13 protein-coding genes are annotated in these 16223 nt (G+C 64.9%); 5 read left to right on the forward strand and 8 right to left on the reverse strand.

Going from position 1 to position 16223, the window contains the following annotated elements; translation table 11 throughout:
* Positions 1-32: 32 nt before the first annotated feature.
* The 5 genes from NKK52_RS06050 to NKK52_RS06070 all read left to right on the forward strand — a co-directional run bounded on the left by NKK52_RS06050 (position 33) and on the right by NKK52_RS06070 (position 6743).
* Positions 33-2255 (forward strand): pseudouridine synthase, encoded by a 2223-nt coding sequence (locus NKK52_RS06050; RefSeq protein ID WP_023682971.1) that lies wholly within the window; start codon positions 33-35, stop codon positions 2253-2255.
* A 47-nt stretch (positions 2256-2302) separates the two neighbouring features.
* Positions 2303-2857, forward strand: coding sequence for a 16S rRNA (guanine(966)-N(2))-methyltransferase RsmD (rsmD, locus tag NKK52_RS06055; RefSeq protein WP_023671544.1), 555 nt, complete (start codon positions 2303-2305; stop codon positions 2855-2857).
* 96 nt (positions 2858-2953) lie between these two features.
* Complete coding sequence (locus NKK52_RS06060) at positions 2954-4309, forward strand: M16 family metallopeptidase (protein WP_023682970.1); 1356 nt, start codon at positions 2954-2956, stop codon at positions 4307-4309.
* A 188-nt stretch (positions 4310-4497) separates the two neighbouring features.
* A complete protein-coding gene (locus NKK52_RS06065) occupies positions 4498-5874 on the forward strand; it encodes a M16 family metallopeptidase (RefSeq protein WP_084633954.1) in 1377 nt (458 codons plus the stop codon).
* Complete coding sequence (locus tag NKK52_RS06070; protein WP_023682968.1) at positions 5871-6743, forward strand: patatin-like phospholipase family protein; 873 nt, start codon at positions 5871-5873, stop codon at positions 6741-6743. Before NKK52_RS06065 ends, NKK52_RS06070 begins: the two co-directional genes overlap by 4 nt.
* Before the next feature lie 168 nt (positions 6744-6911).
* Here NKK52_RS06070 and NKK52_RS06075 read toward each other — a convergent pair whose 3' ends face one another.
* The 8 genes from NKK52_RS06075 to NKK52_RS06110 all read right to left on the reverse strand — a co-directional run bounded on the left by NKK52_RS06075 (position 6912) and on the right by NKK52_RS06110 (position 16211).
* Complete coding sequence (locus NKK52_RS06075; RefSeq protein ID WP_023682967.1) at positions 6912-7448, reverse strand: dihydrofolate reductase family protein; 537 nt, start codon at positions 7446-7448, stop codon at positions 6912-6914.
* A 111-nt stretch (positions 7449-7559) separates the two neighbouring features.
* Positions 7560-8228 carry a 4'-phosphopantetheinyl transferase family protein gene (locus tag NKK52_RS06080; RefSeq protein WP_023682966.1) on the reverse strand — a complete coding sequence of 223 codons (669 nt, stop codon included), beginning with the start codon at positions 8226-8228 and terminating at the stop codon, positions 7560-7562.
* On the reverse strand, positions 8225-8683 hold the full coding sequence (locus tag NKK52_RS06085) for a GNAT family N-acetyltransferase (RefSeq protein WP_023682965.1): 459 nt from the start codon (positions 8681-8683) through the stop codon (positions 8225-8227). Before NKK52_RS06085 ends, NKK52_RS06080 begins: the two co-directional genes overlap by 4 nt.
* On the reverse strand, positions 8683-12765 hold the full coding sequence (locus tag NKK52_RS06090; RefSeq protein WP_023682964.1) for a Pls/PosA family non-ribosomal peptide synthetase: 4083 nt from the start codon (positions 12763-12765) through the stop codon (positions 8683-8685). Before NKK52_RS06090 ends, NKK52_RS06085 begins: the two co-directional genes overlap by 1 nt.
* 305 nt (positions 12766-13070) lie before the next feature.
* A complete protein-coding gene (locus NKK52_RS06095) occupies positions 13071-14252 on the reverse strand; it encodes an arabinose transporter (RefSeq protein WP_245263079.1) in 1182 nt (393 codons plus the stop codon).
* Between the two features lie 29 nt (positions 14253-14281).
* Positions 14282-14710 (reverse strand): lipocalin-like domain-containing protein, encoded by a 429-nt coding sequence (locus NKK52_RS06100; RefSeq protein ID WP_023682962.1) that lies wholly within the window; start codon positions 14708-14710, stop codon positions 14282-14284.
* A 63-nt stretch (positions 14711-14773) separates the two neighbouring features.
* Positions 14774-15790, reverse strand: a complete 1017-nt coding sequence (locus NKK52_RS06105; protein ID WP_023682961.1) for a zinc-dependent alcohol dehydrogenase family protein — start codon at positions 15788-15790, stop codon at positions 14774-14776.
* Between the two features lie 25 nt (positions 15791-15815).
* The gene (locus tag NKK52_RS06110) at positions 15816-16211 is read right to left on the reverse strand and encodes a (R)-mandelonitrile lyase (RefSeq protein ID WP_023682960.1); all 396 of its coding nucleotides are present in this window, start codon (positions 16209-16211) and stop codon (positions 15816-15818) included.
* Between the last annotated feature and the right edge of the window lie 12 nt (positions 16212-16223).

Here is a 16223-nt window from a genome sequence, read left to right on the forward strand (position 1 = left end):
ACGCTGTAGCAGCGCAACAAGGCAAAGGCCACATGGACGACAACGACAAGAAATCTCCGCGCCACAAAGGCCCGGGCAAAAGCGGCCCTGGAGCCGCGGGGCCGCGCCGCGATGGCGCCGCCGGCAAAAGCGGCAAACCCTCCTTCGGGGCCAAGAAACCCTATTCACCGCGAGGCGCCCGGCCCGCAGCGGCTGAGGGCGAGCGGCCCAAGCGCGATTTCAAAAGTGGCGACCGGCCATTCAGCAAAGGTCCGCGTTCCGAAGGCAAGCCTTTCGAAAAGCGCGAGGGACCGCGCAAGCCATATGCACCACGCGGTGACCGACCGATGGCAGCCGAAGGCGAGCGCAAGCCGTATGAAAAGCGCGAAGGGCCGCGCAAACCCTATGCGCCGCGTGGGGATCGCCCTATGGCGGCCGAGGGTGAACGCAAGCCGTATGAAAAGCGCGAGGGGCCGCGCAAGCCTTATGCACCGCGCGGCGATCGGCCGGTTGCGGCCGATGGCGAGCGGCCAAAGCGCGATTTCAAGGGCGGCGATCGGCCATTCAGCAAGGGGCCGCGTCCCGAAGGCAAGCCTTTCGAAAAGCGCGAAGGGCCACGCAAGCCTTACGCACCACGCGGCGACCGGCCGGTGGCTGCCGAAGGCGAAAAGCGTTTCGACCGACCAAAGCGCGATTTGGGCGATCGCGCGCAGCGAGACGCCGGAGATCGTCCCAAGCGTGACTTCAGCGATCGTCCCAAGCGTGACTTCAGCGATCGCCCCAAGCGCGATTTCGGTGGTGACCGGCCGCAAGCATCTGGCGGCGCCTTCAAGCCGCGCCCGCGTCCGGCAGATGCGGAAGAAGCCGGCGAGCGTATCGCCAAGCGGTTGGCCCGCGCCGGCCTGGCGTCGCGCCGCGACGCCGAAGACCTGATCGCGGCGGGCCGTGTCAAGGTCAACAACCGGGCTTTGACCTCGCCGGCCTTCAACGTCATGCCGGGCGACATCATCCATCTCGACGGCATGGAGATCCCGCCGATCGAGCGCACCCGCCTGTTCCTGTTTCACAAGCCGGCCGGCGTCGTTACCACCAACCGCGACCCCGAGGGCCGCAAGACCGTGTTCGACGTGCTGCCGGCCGAATTGCCACGGCTGATGACCATCGGCCGCCTCGACATCAACACCGAAGGCCTGCTGCTGCTCACCAATGATGGCGGTCTGTCGCGCGTGCTCGAACTGCCTGCCACTGGCTGGCTGCGCCGTTACCGCGTGCGCGTTCATGGCAAGGTCGAGGAAAGCATGCTCGCAGGCCTGCGTGAAGGCATTGCCGTCGACGGCGTCTTCTACGGCGCCATCGAGGCGACGCTCGATCGTGAACAAGGCACCAACGCCTGGCTGACGATCGGCCTGCGCGAAGGCAAGAACCGCGAAGTGAAGAACATCCTTGGATCGCTCGGCCTCGACGTGACGCGGCTGATCCGTATCTCCTACGGACCGTTCCAGCTCGACGATCTCGCCGAAGGCCATGTGCTGGAGATCAAGGGCCGCGTCTTGCGCGACCAGCTCGGCGAGCGACTGGTCGAGGAATCCGGCGCCAATTTCGACGCCGAGATCATCAAGCCGTTTTCCAACCAGCCGGTGCGGCGAGAGCGTGACGCGGAGCCGGAACGGCCGAAAGTCACCCGCGAGGGTGACCATCGGCCGATCGGCGAGGGCGGTCTTATCAAGAACCGCAAGCGCCGCGAAGGCAGCCGCGACGAAGCGCTCGGCAAGCTGTCGACCAGTCCCGAAAGGGGCGCGAGGCCGGAAAAGAGCTTTGGCGAACGCGGCCCGAGACCCGAGCGCAGCGAGTTTTCGGACAAGCCGCGCAGCGAGTTTCGCGAAAAGCCGCGCGGCGATTTTGGCGACAAGCCCCGTGGAGGCTTCGGCGACAAGCCGCGCGGCGCCTTTGGTGACAAACCGCGCGGCGGCAAGAAGCCCGAGCGCGAGCAGCGGCCGATCGATCCGCCGGGCCAGCGCAAGGCTAATGTCTGGATGGCGCCGGGCGCGCGTCCGATCGGCAAGGGCAGGGCGGAAGCCGATGCCGCCAAGGCGGCTGAGGCCAAGGCGCGCAAGGCGTCGTTCAAGCCGTCCTATGGCAAGCCGTCCTATGGCAAGCCGGCCTATGGCAAGCCGGGCGGAGCCAAGCCGTTCGGCAAGCCGGGTGGCGAGCGTCCGGATGGCGGTCGGGGCGGCGAGCGGCCACGCAACGGTCCCAAGGGCCCGAGGACCAGATGATGCCGGGACTTAAATGAGATCCGGCCTTAAATGAGACCCGGGCATAAATGAGAATCGTCGGCGGCCAATTTCGCGGGCGTCCGCTGGCGACGCCGCGCGACCATGCCATCCGCCCGACGACCGACCGCGCCCGCGAGGCCGTCTTCAACGTGCTGGCGCACCGCTTTGCCGACAAGCTCGACGGCGCGCGTGTGCTCGACCTTTTCGCCGGCACCGGCGCTCTCGGCCTCGAAGCGCTGTCGCGCGGCGCTTCCTATGGCGTCTTTATCGAAGAATCGGCCGAAGGACGCGGCCTGATCCGCACCAATGTCGAAGCTTTTGGCCTTACCGGCCGCACCAAGATCTTCCGCCGCGACGCGACCGCCCTGGGTGAGGCCGGTACGCTTGCGGCATTCGGCCTGGTCTTCGCCGATCCGCCCTATGGCAAGGGCCTTGGCGAGCGCGCCCTGCGCTCGGCCAGGGATGGCGGCTGGTTGCTGCCCGGCGCGCTCTGCGTGGTCGAGGAAGCCGCCTCGGCGCCCTTCGAGATTGGGCCGGAATTCTCGGTGGTTGATGAACGAAACTACGGCGAGACGGTGGTCCGGTTCATCGAGCTTGCGTAAGGGTGGAGCGACCGGCGCCTTCAAAATGACGCACAATTCACTTTGCCTCCGCGGCTAACCTTGCCTATCGTCGCGCGATAACAACCGGAGCCATCAATGACATTTCATACTGAATGGCTGCGGAGAGCCTTGCTCGCCACCGCGCTGACCATGGCCGGCCCCGCCCTGGCCGCGGATGATGGCAAGGTGGCCAACTTCCTGCTCGACAATGGCATGGAGGTGGTGGTCATTCCCGATCATCGCGCCCCCATCGTCACCCATATGGTGTGGTACAAGATCGGCAGCGCCGACGAGCCCCCAGGCAAGTCCGGCATAGCGCACTTCTTCGAACACCTGATGTTCAAGGCCACGACCAACCACGCCGCGGGCGAGTTCGACCGCGCCATATCGGCCATCGGCGGCTCCAACAACGCCTTCACCTCATATGACTACACTGCCTTCCACGAGACGGTGGCGCCCTCGGCACTTGGTGAGATGATGAGCTTCGAGGCCGATCGCATGCGCAACCTCATCTTGACCGACGAGGTCATCAAGACCGAGCGCGACGTGATCCTGGAAGAGCGCCGCTCGCGCATCGACAGCAATCCGCAGGCGGTGCTCGACGAAGAGGTCGACGCGACGCTCTGGCAGAACCAGCCCTACCGCATTCCGGTGATCGGCTGGATGCAGGAGATGGAGCAGTTGAACCGCACCGATGCGGTTGCCTTCTATGACAAATACTACCGCCCCAACAATGCGGTGCTGATCGTGGCCGGCGATGTCGAGCCGGAGGTCGTGAAGGCGCTGGCCGAAAAAACCTATGGCAAGGTCGCGCGCGGTCCCGACCTGCCCCCGCGCATCCGCCCGGTCGAGCCGGAGCAGAACACCAAGCGCACGGTGACGCTCACCGATGGGCGCGTTTCGGTGCCGAGCTTTTCGACGCAATGGGTGGTTCCGTCCTACCACACGGCAAAACCCGGCGAGGCCGAGGCGCTCGACCTGCTGGGAGAGATCCTTGGCGGCGGCAGCCGCAGCAGGCTCTACCAGCAACTCGTGGTCAAGCAAGGCATCGCATCGGCGACCGGCGCCTTCTTCCAGGGTACGATGCTCGACGCCACCAATTTCACCGTCTATGGCGCGCCGCGCGGCGACGCCAAGCTGAGCGACGTCGAGGCGGCCGTCGACGCCGAGATCGCCCGCATCGTCAAGGACGGCGTCACCGCGGACGAGCTGGAGAAGGCCAAGGCCCGCTATATCAGGGCCATGATCTTCGCCCGCGACAAGCAGGACGAGATGGCCAATCTCTACGGCGCCGAGCTCGCCACCGGCGGCAACGTCAGGGATATCCAGGAATGGCCGGACCGCATTCGCAAGGTCACCGCCGATGAGATCAAGGCGGTCGCCGCACGCTATCTGCTGCTCGATCGTACGACGACCGGCTATCTCTTGCCGCAGCAACAGGCGGGGAATTGATGATGACGAGATTGAGCGTTAGCGCTGCCCCTCACCTGCCTGCCGGCATCCTCTCCCCCTATAGTGACAGGGAGAGGGGCGCTGTCATCGTCGAGTTCGCCAACCATCAGCGTCGTAAGAAGAGCGCCAGTGTCGCGGCGAGACCCTTTCTCCCCGTCACTATACGGGGAGAAGTGCCCGGCAGCGCGATGAGGGGCGGAGCTGACCTTGGCGATCAATGGCCTGATGCGATTACTCATAGGCGCATCGCGGTTCTCCACGTCTTCGCCACACTGTTCCTCGGCATCTTCTTCCTCATCCTGCCGGCGCTTGCCGCGCACGCGATGGACATTCAGCCGGTGACCTCATCGAAAGGCGTCAATGCCTGGCTGGTCGAGGACCACTCCATTCCGATCGTCGCCATCCGCTTCGTCTTCGATGGCGGCTCGACGCAGGATCCGGCGGGGCGGGAAGGGCTGGTCAATCTGATGACCGGCCTATTCGACGAGGGCGCCGGCGACCTCGACAGCGAGGCCTTCCAGATCAAGCTTGACGATGCCGGCGCCGAAATGGGCTTCGAAGCGGCGCGCGACGGCACCTATGGCGCGATGCGGATGCTGGCCGAGCAGAAGGACGCGGCCTTCGACCTGCTAAGGCTGGCGGTCACCAGCCCGCGCTTCGACCAGGCGCCGATCGACCGCATCCGCGCCCAGATCCTGTCCGGCATCATCGCCAATGAGCGTGACCCCAACACCGTCGCGCAAACCAAATGGCTGCGCGCGATCTATGGCGAACATCCGTATTCCAGGCCCGACCAGGGCACCAAGGACAGCATCGCCACCATCACGGCGGCGGATCTGGCTGCCTTCCACAAGGCCAATTTCGCCCGCAGCGGCCTGCATGTCGCGGTGGTCGGCGACATAGATGCCGCGACGCTGAAACGGAAGCTCGATGAGGTCTTCGGCGATCTGCCGGAAAAGCAGGTGCTGCAACCGGTTGCCGATACCGAACTGAAGCTGGGCCAGCAGCTCGAGGTCGACTACGACCTGCCGCAGACCTCGCTGCAGTTTGCCTACCCCGGTGTGAAGCGCGATGCGCCGGATTTCTTCCCCGCGGTGCTGATGAACCAGATTCTCGGCGGAGGCACCTTCACCTCGCGCCTCTATGACGAGGTGCGGGAAAAGCGCGGCCTGGCCTATTCCGTCGATTCCAACCTGGTCGATCACCAGCATTCCAACGCGCTGATCATCACCACCGCAACGCGTTCCGATCGCGCCGCCGAGACGCTCGGCATCGTCAAGGAGGTGGTCAAGAAGATGGCCGAGGAGGGGCCGACCGAGGCCGAACTGGACGCCACCAAGAAATACATGGTCGGCTCCTATGCTATCAGCAATCTGGATTCTTCCAGCGCCATTGCCGCGACCCTGGTGGAATTGCAACTCGACAATCTCGGCATCGATTACGTGCAGCGCCGCGCGGCGCTCATCAACGGTGTGACGCTCGATCAGGTCAAGGCAGCGGCGAAGAAGCTGCTGACGCCGGCGCCCGCGATCATGAGCATCGGGCCGAAGCTGGAGGGCAAATGACGAGCTCCACCTCGGGCCCCACCTTCGGTATCGCCTTTGGCGGCGGCGGCGCGCGCGGCCTCGCCCATATCCACATCGTCGAGGCGCTGAACGAGCTCGGCATCAAGCCCGTGGCCATCGCCGGCTCCTCGATCGGCGCCATCATGGGCGCCGGCATGGCCTCGGGCATGAGCGGCAAGGACATCGAGGACTACGCCCGCTCGATCCTCGGCCGCCGCGCCGAGGTGGCGGCGCGCATGTGGCGCTCGCGTCCCGGCACCATCGCCGAGGCGATGCAGGGCGGCATCCGCGTCAGCCAGTTCAACATAGAGCGCATCTTGAAGGCGTTCCTGCCGGAAGCCATCCCGGAAACCTTCGCCGAGCTGAAAATCCCGCTGAAGGTGACGGCGACGGACTATTTCGGTCACAAGCTGGCCGTCTTCGACGAGGGCGACCTGCATTCGGCGCTCGCCGCCTCGGCTGCCATTCCCGCCGTGTTCCGCCCAGTGACGCGCGACGACCGCGTGCTGATCGACGGCGGCATCTACAATCCGGTGCCGTTCGACCTCATCGAAAACGCCGCCGACATCATCATCGCGATCGACGTCGTCGGCGCGCCGAGCGAGGCCGAGCGCAAGCACCCGACCACGGTCGACCTGATGTATGGCGCCACGCAATTGATGATGCAGTCGATCATCGCCCACAAGCTGAACCAGCGCCCCCCCGACATACTGATCCGCCCGCCGGTGTCGAAATACCGCGTGCTCGATTTCATGAAGATCGACACGCTGCTGGCCGAGACGCAGGAGGTCAAGGACGAACTGAAGCGCGAGGTGGAAAGAGTGGTCGAGGCGCGTGGCAAGGGCAAGCGGGGGAAGAAAGCAGGGTGAGCTGCCGATCTCCCCCTTCGAGGGGGAGATGGCCGGCAGGCCAGAGGGGGTCGTCTCGCTTGAAGCTAGACCTCCTACGGTCGATAGGAGGTTGAGTCAGGACGGACCAACCGCCTCTGTCGCCTTCGGCGACATCTCCCCCAAGGGGGAGATTACACCACCAGCGTCTCACACCTTCCCAGCCGCATATTCCAGCGCCACCACGCCATTGCTGAACTGTACGGTCGAGATCGGCTCCAACGCCACCGGCATATCGGGCGGGAACAGCTTCTTGCCCTCCCCGACGGAGCCAGGGTAGCTCAGCAGCCTGACGCGATCGACCAGACCATGGCGCAGCAATTCCCGCGCGACGCTCAGGCTGCCATGCACATAGATGTTGCCGTCGCTGCCTTGCTTCAGCGCCCGAACCGCTTCCGGCAACACACCCTTCAGCAACTCGGCCGGTTTCCAGTCGAGTGCCTTCGGGCTTGTCGACGCGACATATTTCGGCAGCGCATTGAACCGGTCGGCGAAGTCTCCGGTTTCCTTGGGCCAAGAGCCGGCAAAAATCTCGTAGGTCGTGCGCCCCAGAAGCATGGCCCCGCTGTCGGCAAGCTCGTCCTCCTTGAACCTTTGCATCTCATCGTTCCAGGTCACGCTGGGCAGCTTCTCGACCTCGGCGATGCCATCGATGCTGATGAACTCGGTGATAATAAGGTTTCTCATGGCGCTCTCCTTCTTCTGTCAAAGGACGAACCGTGTGAGCCTTTTGCGACCGCTCTGCGAAAAAAGCGCTTTGTTGAGCAGGCGTTGCTGTCGGGCGCTGGCCCATCGCGCTTAAAGGGGGGCGCTTCGGACACCATCGACAAACGCCAGAACGACCACACACGGAGCAACGCAGTAAACCAGTCTCGCTCTGCGGCCCGTCTTCGTCACAGCGTCGCTTGCGTCGAGATCGACGGTGATGTCCTCATAGCCCAGCACTTCGCCATCAAGCGGGTAGGCGGCCTTGTAGACAGCTTCCTTGGCGGCAAAAAGGATGCGACCGGCAAGATACGGGTCGGTTGCGTCGATCCGGTCAGCGGGGACTGCAACCAGCGCGAAGATGTCGTCGGGCAGGGGCAAAGCGGGCTCGATATCGATGCCGAGCGAGGCGACGTGGGAGAGCGGCGCGACGGCCGCCACGGCTATCTCGTCGTCGTGAGCCAGCGACCCCGTTACTCCATGAGGCCATACCGGTGCGCCGGAGGAGCCGCGGAGGATAGCGACGTCGTTCAAGCCCATATCCGCCAGCAACTCGTGCGCGATCCACCGCGCCGCGCCACTCGCCCGCCGCATCAGCGGCAGGCGTGACGGGATGGAGCGTGCTTCCTGCGGCAGCAAATGGTTCTCATCGCCTTCGCGGATCGTGCGGCATCCGATCCGAACGCCGGCCGGCGTCATGGCGGCCATCGCCGCCAGCAGATGCGCCGACAGGCTGGCACCGGCATCGGGCGGGCGCGTCATGGCTGTTCGCCCCGCAGAGCGAGGTCGGCGATCATTTCCCCGTCCTCGTCGGGCCCTTCTTCGACGAAACCGGCAGCGCGATAGAGGCGGCGCGCCGCTTCATTCCCAGGTTCGTAGCAGATCGAAACGTGGCTGATGTGGCCGAGCCGCATGATTTCATCCAGCACTTCGCGCAAAGCGGCCTTGCCGTAGCCTTGGCCCTGATGGACGCGACCGATCATGAAGCGGTAGATCCGCGCCTCGTCGTCGTCCTGCGGCGCCTCGTACATCAGGAAACCGACGACGCGATCCCCTGTCATGACGACGCGCGGCCGAGCGTCCCCGTCGGTTTCGGCTTCGTCCAGCGACTCCGCATTGCTGGCGACGAAATCCATCTGATCCGGGGCCAGCTCCAGGGCCGCGACCACAGCCCGGTTGGCCGCAGTCACCGAAACGAGGCGGATGTCTGCGCTCATCAAGCCGTTGCCTTGACGCCATCCTCCGGCACCGGCTCGACGAAGCGATGCAGCTTGGCCGGGTTGCCCCGCCAGATCGAGTTGGGCTCCAGCTCTTCGCCCTTCATCACGAAGGAGTCCGCGTCGACCATCGAGCCTTTGCCCATCACCACGCCGTAGTGGACAAAGGCGGAAGGTCCGAGCGTGCAACCATCGCCGATGCGGATGAAATCGGACTTGAACGCGCCTTCTTCCAGCGAGTGGGCCTGAATGACGCAGCCCTCGTTGAGCGTGACGTCGTCGCCGATCTCGACCAGCGAGCGCTCGGTCAGGTTGCTGCCGCCATCATAGACCCGGCTGCCGACCTTGACGCCGAGCAGGCGCAGGATCATCGGCCGGAACGGCGTGCCGGCGAACAGGCGCACGATCGGCGAATCCGCCAGCTTCCAGTGGCGTTCGTGGCGCCAGAAGGCGACGTCGTAGATCGTCGTCATCTGCGGCTTTAACCGGCCAAAGCCAAGGCTTGCCCGCTCGACCAGAATGTAGAACGGAATGGTGATCGCCGAGGTCAAAAGCACGGCGGCGAACAGGGCGACCTCCGCCCATTCCGTATAGTAGTTTAGCGCCCGGTCCCAGATCGCCAGCGTGACGAACAGCATGACCCATTGCGTTGCCAGGAACAGAAGAATGGTCACCAGGTTGTGGCGGTTCTTGTGCGGGATGCGCCGGCGCCGGTCGGCCTCGTCGACGCCGGCGATAAGCTCCTTGTCGCGGTTCACCATGCGCGGGATTTCAAACGCAGGCGAACCGAGAAGGCCGACATTCTCGCGCACCGGCCCATCGATGGGGATCATCACCTTGGTGCCGAGCAGCACGTTGTCGCAGGTGCGGCCGTCCGGGGGATAATAGATGTTGTTGCCGAGATAGTTGCGTTCGCCGATGCGCGTCGGCTCGAGCCTGAAGGCCGAGGCGGACTTGTGCATGTTGATCATGAACAGCCCGTCCGAGACCATGGTCTCGGTGCCGATCTCGCACAGAAGCGGATTTTCGTGCTGCTGGTTGGAGCCGAAATTGGAGCCGGTCTGCACCACTCTGTTGAGGTTCCAGCCGATGGCGCGCATGTAGTGCACGACGGCCGAGCTGTCGCCGGCCAGGAGCCCGAGCACGCGGGAATTGCTGGCGAATTCGGCGACGGTCTGCAGCCAGTAGCGGAAACCGTAAAGCGTGTAGGTGCGGCCCGGCTTCAAGATGAGGCTGGTCAGGCGCGGCACCAGCGTCGCTGCCAGGAAAGCCGCCGCGATATAGCCGAAAAGCGTGACCGTGGTGCCGATTGCGACAAGGCCGATCGTCTCCTGATAGTCGTCGCCGACATATTCCCAGTAGCTGTGGAACAGGAGCGGCAGCGGGGTGACGAGGCCAAACAGGCCGATCAGCTGCAGCGCTTCATAGAGGAAGCGCCGGACCTGGTAAGGATTGACATTGCGCACCTTGCAATAGTCCGCCGTGGTCGGCACCGCCGGCGATCCATGCCAGTGCTCGCCGTCGGGAATGCTTTGCCCGCGATGCAGCGAGGACGAATGGCCGAGCTGGGCGCCGTTGCCGATCCTGGTGTCGATGTCGAGCGTGGAGCCGACGCCAACGAAGGCATCGCGGCCGATGGTCAGCGGCCCGGTGTGGATATAACCGGACTGGGCCCTGAAGCCGAGGATCATCGATTCCTTGCGCAGGATGGTGTTGGCGCCGATGGAAATAAGATCCGTGCAGACGGGCACGGACTTCGATTCGATGACGGCGTTTTTGCCCAGCTTGGTGCCGAGCAGCTGCAGATAGAGGCTGTAGAGCGGGCTACCGCGGAACAGCACGACGGGTGCGGTGCGGATCAACGTCTTGACCACCCAGAAGCGGAAGTAGCGCACGCCCCAGATCGGAAACGCCTCGGCCTTCCAGCGGCCGATGAGCACCCATTTCGCAATGACGGCAAAGCCCGACATGCCGAAGAACACGGCCGCCGAAAGCGCCACGCACCGGATATAGAGCTGCAGCGGATCGTCGAGCGCGTCATACATCCAGTTGAGGCCGTCATTGATCGCCCAGAGCGCCACGTAGCTGTAGAGGCCGTAGAACGAAAGCTGCGCCGCGCCGCAGGTCCAGTAGGCGAAATTCGAGGCCCGGCGGGTGAGGACCGGCTCGTTGGTGGCCGTCGTCATCTCCACGCCCAGATGCAGCGCCAGGCGCGCCACTGTAGGATAGAGATAGATGTCGCGCATCGACGTCGTCGCCCATTCCTTCCTGGTGCGCACGCGCGCGCAGAAATGCGCCATCAGCAAGGAATTGGCTCCGAGATCGTCGAAGAAGTGGTCCTCGACCGACACCGCGTCGAATTTCAGCACCGTTGCCAGCGCTTCCGCCAGGAAACGCTCGTCCTCATTGGCGGGCGGCACCATCGTGCGATCGGCCGAAAGCCGGATGCTCGTCGGCTTGGGCAGCTGGCGCAAATCCACCTTGTTGGAGACGGTCATCGGGATGGCGGGCAGCTCCTCCAGATAGGCGGGCACCATATAGTCCGGCAGCCGCCGCTTCATCGTCTGGGCGAGATCCCCTCGGGAAATCGCCGCTACGCCGGTTTTAAGCGCGTAATAGGCAACCAGTTCGACGCGGCCGGGCTCGATCTCCCAGGTGGTGACGGCGGCCTGCGCGATCTCGGGCTGGTCGAGCAGCACCGCCTCGATCTCGCCGAGCTCGATGCGATATCCGCGAATCTTCACCTGCGTGTCGATGCGCCCGGCATACTCGATCTCGCCGCTATCGTTGATCCGGCCAAGATCGCCGGTGCGGTAGATGCGCTGCGACGGGTTGTTCGGCAGGCCGACGAAATCGGCGATGAATTTCTGGTCGGTCAGGTCCGGCCTGTTCAGATAACCGACGGCGAGCCCGATGCCGGCAATGCCGATCTCGCCCAGTTCACCGGGCTCGGCAAGTTGCGGCAGCGAAGCGTCGAGAATGACGATCGAGTAAGTCGGCAACGGCGCGCCGATTGTGACGGGACGGTCCGGCGTCAGCGCCCCCATCGTTGCGGTGACGGTCGCCTCGGTCGGCCCGTAGGTGTTGAGGATCTGCCGGCCCGGCTTCGACCAGCGCACCACCAGATTGTGGGGGCAGGCCTCGCCGCCCACCAAAAGCGTGCGCAGGCTGGGCACATCCGATGTCATCGATGACAACAATGTCGGGCTGCAGGCCATGCAGGTGATGTCATGGAGGCGCAGGAAATCCGCCAGTTCCTCGCCCACCAGCGGCATCTGGCCAAGTGCCGGCACCACCGTCGCGCCGGCGACGAACGGCACCCAGATCTCTTCGGAGGAAAAGTCGAAGGCAATGGTCATGCCCTGATAGACCCGGTCGCCCGGCCGGTAGCCATAGGAGGCGGCGGCGACGTGTATGAAATTGACGAAACTCTGGTGCGTGATGACCACGCCCTTGGGCTTGCCGGTGGTGCCCGAGGTATAGAGGATGTAGCAGATGTCGTCGTTCGCCTGCTGCTTCAGCGGCGCGGGCGACTGTGTGGAGATGTCGGCGGCGGCGCTGTCGATCAGTACATGGGGAACGGGCAGTTGACCGGCGCGCGACGCATAGGCGGCGATGGTGACGATCATGCTGACGCCGGCGTCTTCGATGATCAGCGCCATCCGCTCCTGCGGAAACGCGGTGGCCAGCGGCACGAAGGCAGCCCCCGCCTTCATCACCGCCAGCAACGCCACATAGGTCTCCGCCGACCGGTCGAGAATGAGCCCGACCCGGTGGCCCGGCCGCACGCCGTGCTTGATCAGCATGCGGGCGAACTGGTTGGCGCGGCTGTTCAGCTCCTGATAGGTCCACACGCGCCCGTCGGAGATCACCGCCGGCAACGTGGCGAATGTCACGGCGAGCTGCTCGAACACCGTATCGAGCCGCTCACCCGGCTGCAGGGCAAAGTCGGCGCCCGTCAGGACCTGGCCGTCCCTTGTCGGGCCGCGAGCGATCCGTGCCAGCGCATCGATGCCTGGCAGGCCGCCGATCGGCATTGCCGCGTCGCTGTCCAGTTCGGCGATATCGTAGTCCATGTCCATACTTTCTCGTCCTCGCCGGGCATCGCCCGGCTGTTCATGCCGCCGCTGGAGCAGGCACTGCGCCGCCGCTGCGATTTTGTTGGTGGAGGGCTTCCAAAAAGGAAGTGCCCGGAATCCCGACGGGGAAGCTTATGCCACCCGATCTTTTCGCCGGTTTTTCCGAACTGTTGAATTTTGTTTCTGGAGTGTGTCTGGGCGGGGATTTGCCGGGCCTCGTTGACCCTTGCGGGGCAGGGGTTCAGCCTCAGTGGCGACCCGGAAAGAGACTATGAGCGAACCTCATGCGGACGGCGCCGGCGAGCTGTCTATAATGGAGCGCTACGGCGACCCAGCAGCAGAGCGATGCCCAACGCCGGAAGCGTCGCCGCCGCGACGGCGAAGAAGACGAATTGCAGCCCGGTCGACGCAGCGACCAGGCCGAGCGCCGGACTGCCGAAGCCGAGCGCCACGTCGAGGAAGACGGTGTAGAGTCCCATGGCCAGGCCGCGGCTGCGCGACGGAAGACGGCTTACGGCCTCGGCGCCGAGGCCGGGATAGACCAGCGAGTAGCCGAGGCCAGCCAGGCCCGCTCCGATCGCGGCGACAACAGGCCCGGTCGCAAGCCAGATCAGCATCAGCCCTGCCGCCTCGACCACAACGAAGATCACGGCGACGCGTGCGCCTCCAAGCCTGTCGGGCAGGTGGCCGAAGCACAGCCTTGCCACAATCAGAGACGCAGCATAGGCCGTGAAAGGAAGCCATACCGGCTGCCAGCCCTGCTCGGCGAAGAGCAGGGCGCCGAAGCCCAGAATAGCACCATAGCCGAGGCTGCTGAAAGCAGCTCCGACGCCAGGAAGCCAGACCGCTTTCGCCACGCTCCTCCATGACTGCGGCACGCTGCCCGAGGCGGCGCTGGTGCCGCGCATCGGCAGGATGGCAAGCAGCGTCGCCAGCGGCAGGATGATCGTCGCGAGCGCGATCGCGGTGAAACCGCTCGCCGCATAAAGCGCAGATCCGACCGGCGCCCCCAGCGCGAGCGCCGCAAACATCGCCGTGCCCACCCAGGCTATGACTTTTCCGGAGTTCTGTCCGCCCGCAACGGAGAGGCCCCAGGCGACGCCGCCGGTGATGATGAAGCTCTCGGACGCGCCCAGCACCGCCCGTCCGGCGAACAGCGCCGATGCGGACGCTACCGGCCGGTCGAGCAATGCCAGCGAGCCGAGGTAAAATAGCCCGGCAAGGGCAGCGGCAACGAGGCCGACGACGACGGCGCGCTTGCCGCCGCGTCCATCGGCATAGTTTCCAGCCCCGATGCGCGACAGCATCGAGGCGACGAACTGGCTGCCCGTCACCAGCCCGACTGCGAAGGGGCCGAAGCCGAGCTGCTGGTGAAGATGCAGCGGCAGGACGGGTAGCGCCAGGCCGATCAGCAGGAAGCCGGTGAAGACGGCCGCCATGATCGGCACCAGTTCCGCCATGACGCCATTTCGGTCTGACATCCGCGCCATTTTGGCCATCGGCAGCCCAACTGTTCGGATCAGTAGCGTTCGTAGGTTACGCGCCAGCCTTCGGCCGGGTTGTCAGGCGTGAGGACGAGTTTGTTGTCCGAGACCTCGAATTTGCGTTTCATGCTCTTCCCGACAAGGTTGCGGACCAGGGAGGACTCGATGGTGATGACGAAGGTCTTGTCCTGGTCGTTGATGGCGACCGGCCCGTAATAGGCTTCGTAGCCATTCGCCGTGTAAGGCGTGTCCGGCGCCTTGGGGTCGGGGTTCTGCGCCTGCACCGAGAGGGTGCCGGCCTCGGTGAAGATGACCTGGCCGGAATAGGACACGGGCTTCAGGTTTCCCTCGGAGCCGGCCTCGAGCGAAATCATGCGCCATGCGCCGATGATCGCGGATTCTTGCGAGAGAGCCGGCGTGGCGACCGAAAGGGCAAGCGCAAGGGCGGCAATCTTTAATCTCATAGTTATATGTCGTTGTTCCTTTTCTGAGTTGTGGGTGCGCACAGGCCGTCCGCCCGATCTTGCTCACACCGAAAGCATGACCTTGATGGCGCGACGCTCGTCCATGGCGCGATAGCCTTCAGCGACCTCGGCCAACGGCAGCTTGAGGTCGAAGACCTTGCCGGGCATGATCCGACCTTGCAGCACACGGTCCATCAGGTCGGGCAGGAAGCGGCGCACCGGCGCCGGGCCGCCCAGCATGCGTTTCTGGCCGAAGAATAGTTTTTGGCCGTCGAAGTTCACGCCGTGCGGCACGCCGACATAGCCGATGGTGCCGCCGGGGCGGGAGCAGGCCAGCGCCTGGTCGAAGGATTCTCCCGTGCCGACGCATTCCAGCACGGAGTCCGCGCCGACGCCCTTGGTGAGTTCCTTGATGAGGGCCACGCCTTCCTCGCCGCGCTCAGCGACGATGTCGGTGGCGCCGAACTCGCGGGCGAGCTTTTGGCGGCTGGCGTGCCGGCTCATGGCGATGATGCGCTCGGCGCCCATCTCCTTGGCCGCAAGCACGCCCATCAGGCCGACCGCACCGTCGCCGACCACCACCACCGTCGATCCTTCGCGGACCTCGGCTGCGTCGGCCGCATACCAGCCGGTGCCGAGCACATCGGACACCGCCAGCAGGTCAGGGATGAGGTCGGCCGGCGGCACCTCGGCGGTGGCGACCAGTGTGCCATCGGCCAAGGGTACGCGAGCGTAAGGCGCCTGCGCGCCCGACATGAACTCGCGCTGCACGCAAGACGACTGGAAGCCGAAGCGGCAATGCGGGCAGGTATTGTCCGAGAGGCAGAATGACCCGACGACGAACTGGCCGGGGCGGACCGTGCGCACCTCTGCGCCGACCTCGACGACGATGCCGCAATATTCGTGGCCCATATGCATCGGCCCGGCGACCGGCTGCAGCCCGCGATAGGGCCACAGGTCCGAGCCGCAGATGCAGCTTGCCGACAGCTTGATGATGGCGTCCGTCGGCCGCATGATTTTCGGATCGGCGATTTCCTCGCAGCGTATGTCGCCCGGTTTGTGAAGAACGGTTGCAAGCATGTTGGTTCCTTCCGAGGGGAGAAGATCAGCCGCCGTAGTCGGCGTCGCTGACATGTTCCAGCCAGTCCACGACCTTGCCGTCCTTGACCTCCTGGAGGGCGATGTGGGTCATGGCGGTCCGAGGCGACGCGCCGTGCCAGTGCTTTTCGCCGGGAGCGAACCAGACGACATCGCCCGGATGGATTTCCTCGACCGGGCCACCTTCGCGCTGCACGCGACCGAGGCCGGAGACGACGATCAGCGTCTGGCCGAGCGGATGCGTGTGCCAGGCGGTGCGGGCGCCGGGCTCGAAGGTCACCTGTGCGCCTTGAACCCGCTCGGCGTCGAAGGGATTGAAGAGCGGATCGATCCGCACCGTTCCGGTGAACCAGTCAGGCGGTCCCTTGCCGGAAGGCCTGGTGCCGGCGCGAAGAATGTCCATGGTGATCTCCTT

The organism is Mesorhizobium sp. C277A, from assembly GCF_040324395.1.
In the GTDB taxonomy this organism is placed as follows: Bacteria; Pseudomonadota; Alphaproteobacteria; order Rhizobiales; family Rhizobiaceae; genus Mesorhizobium.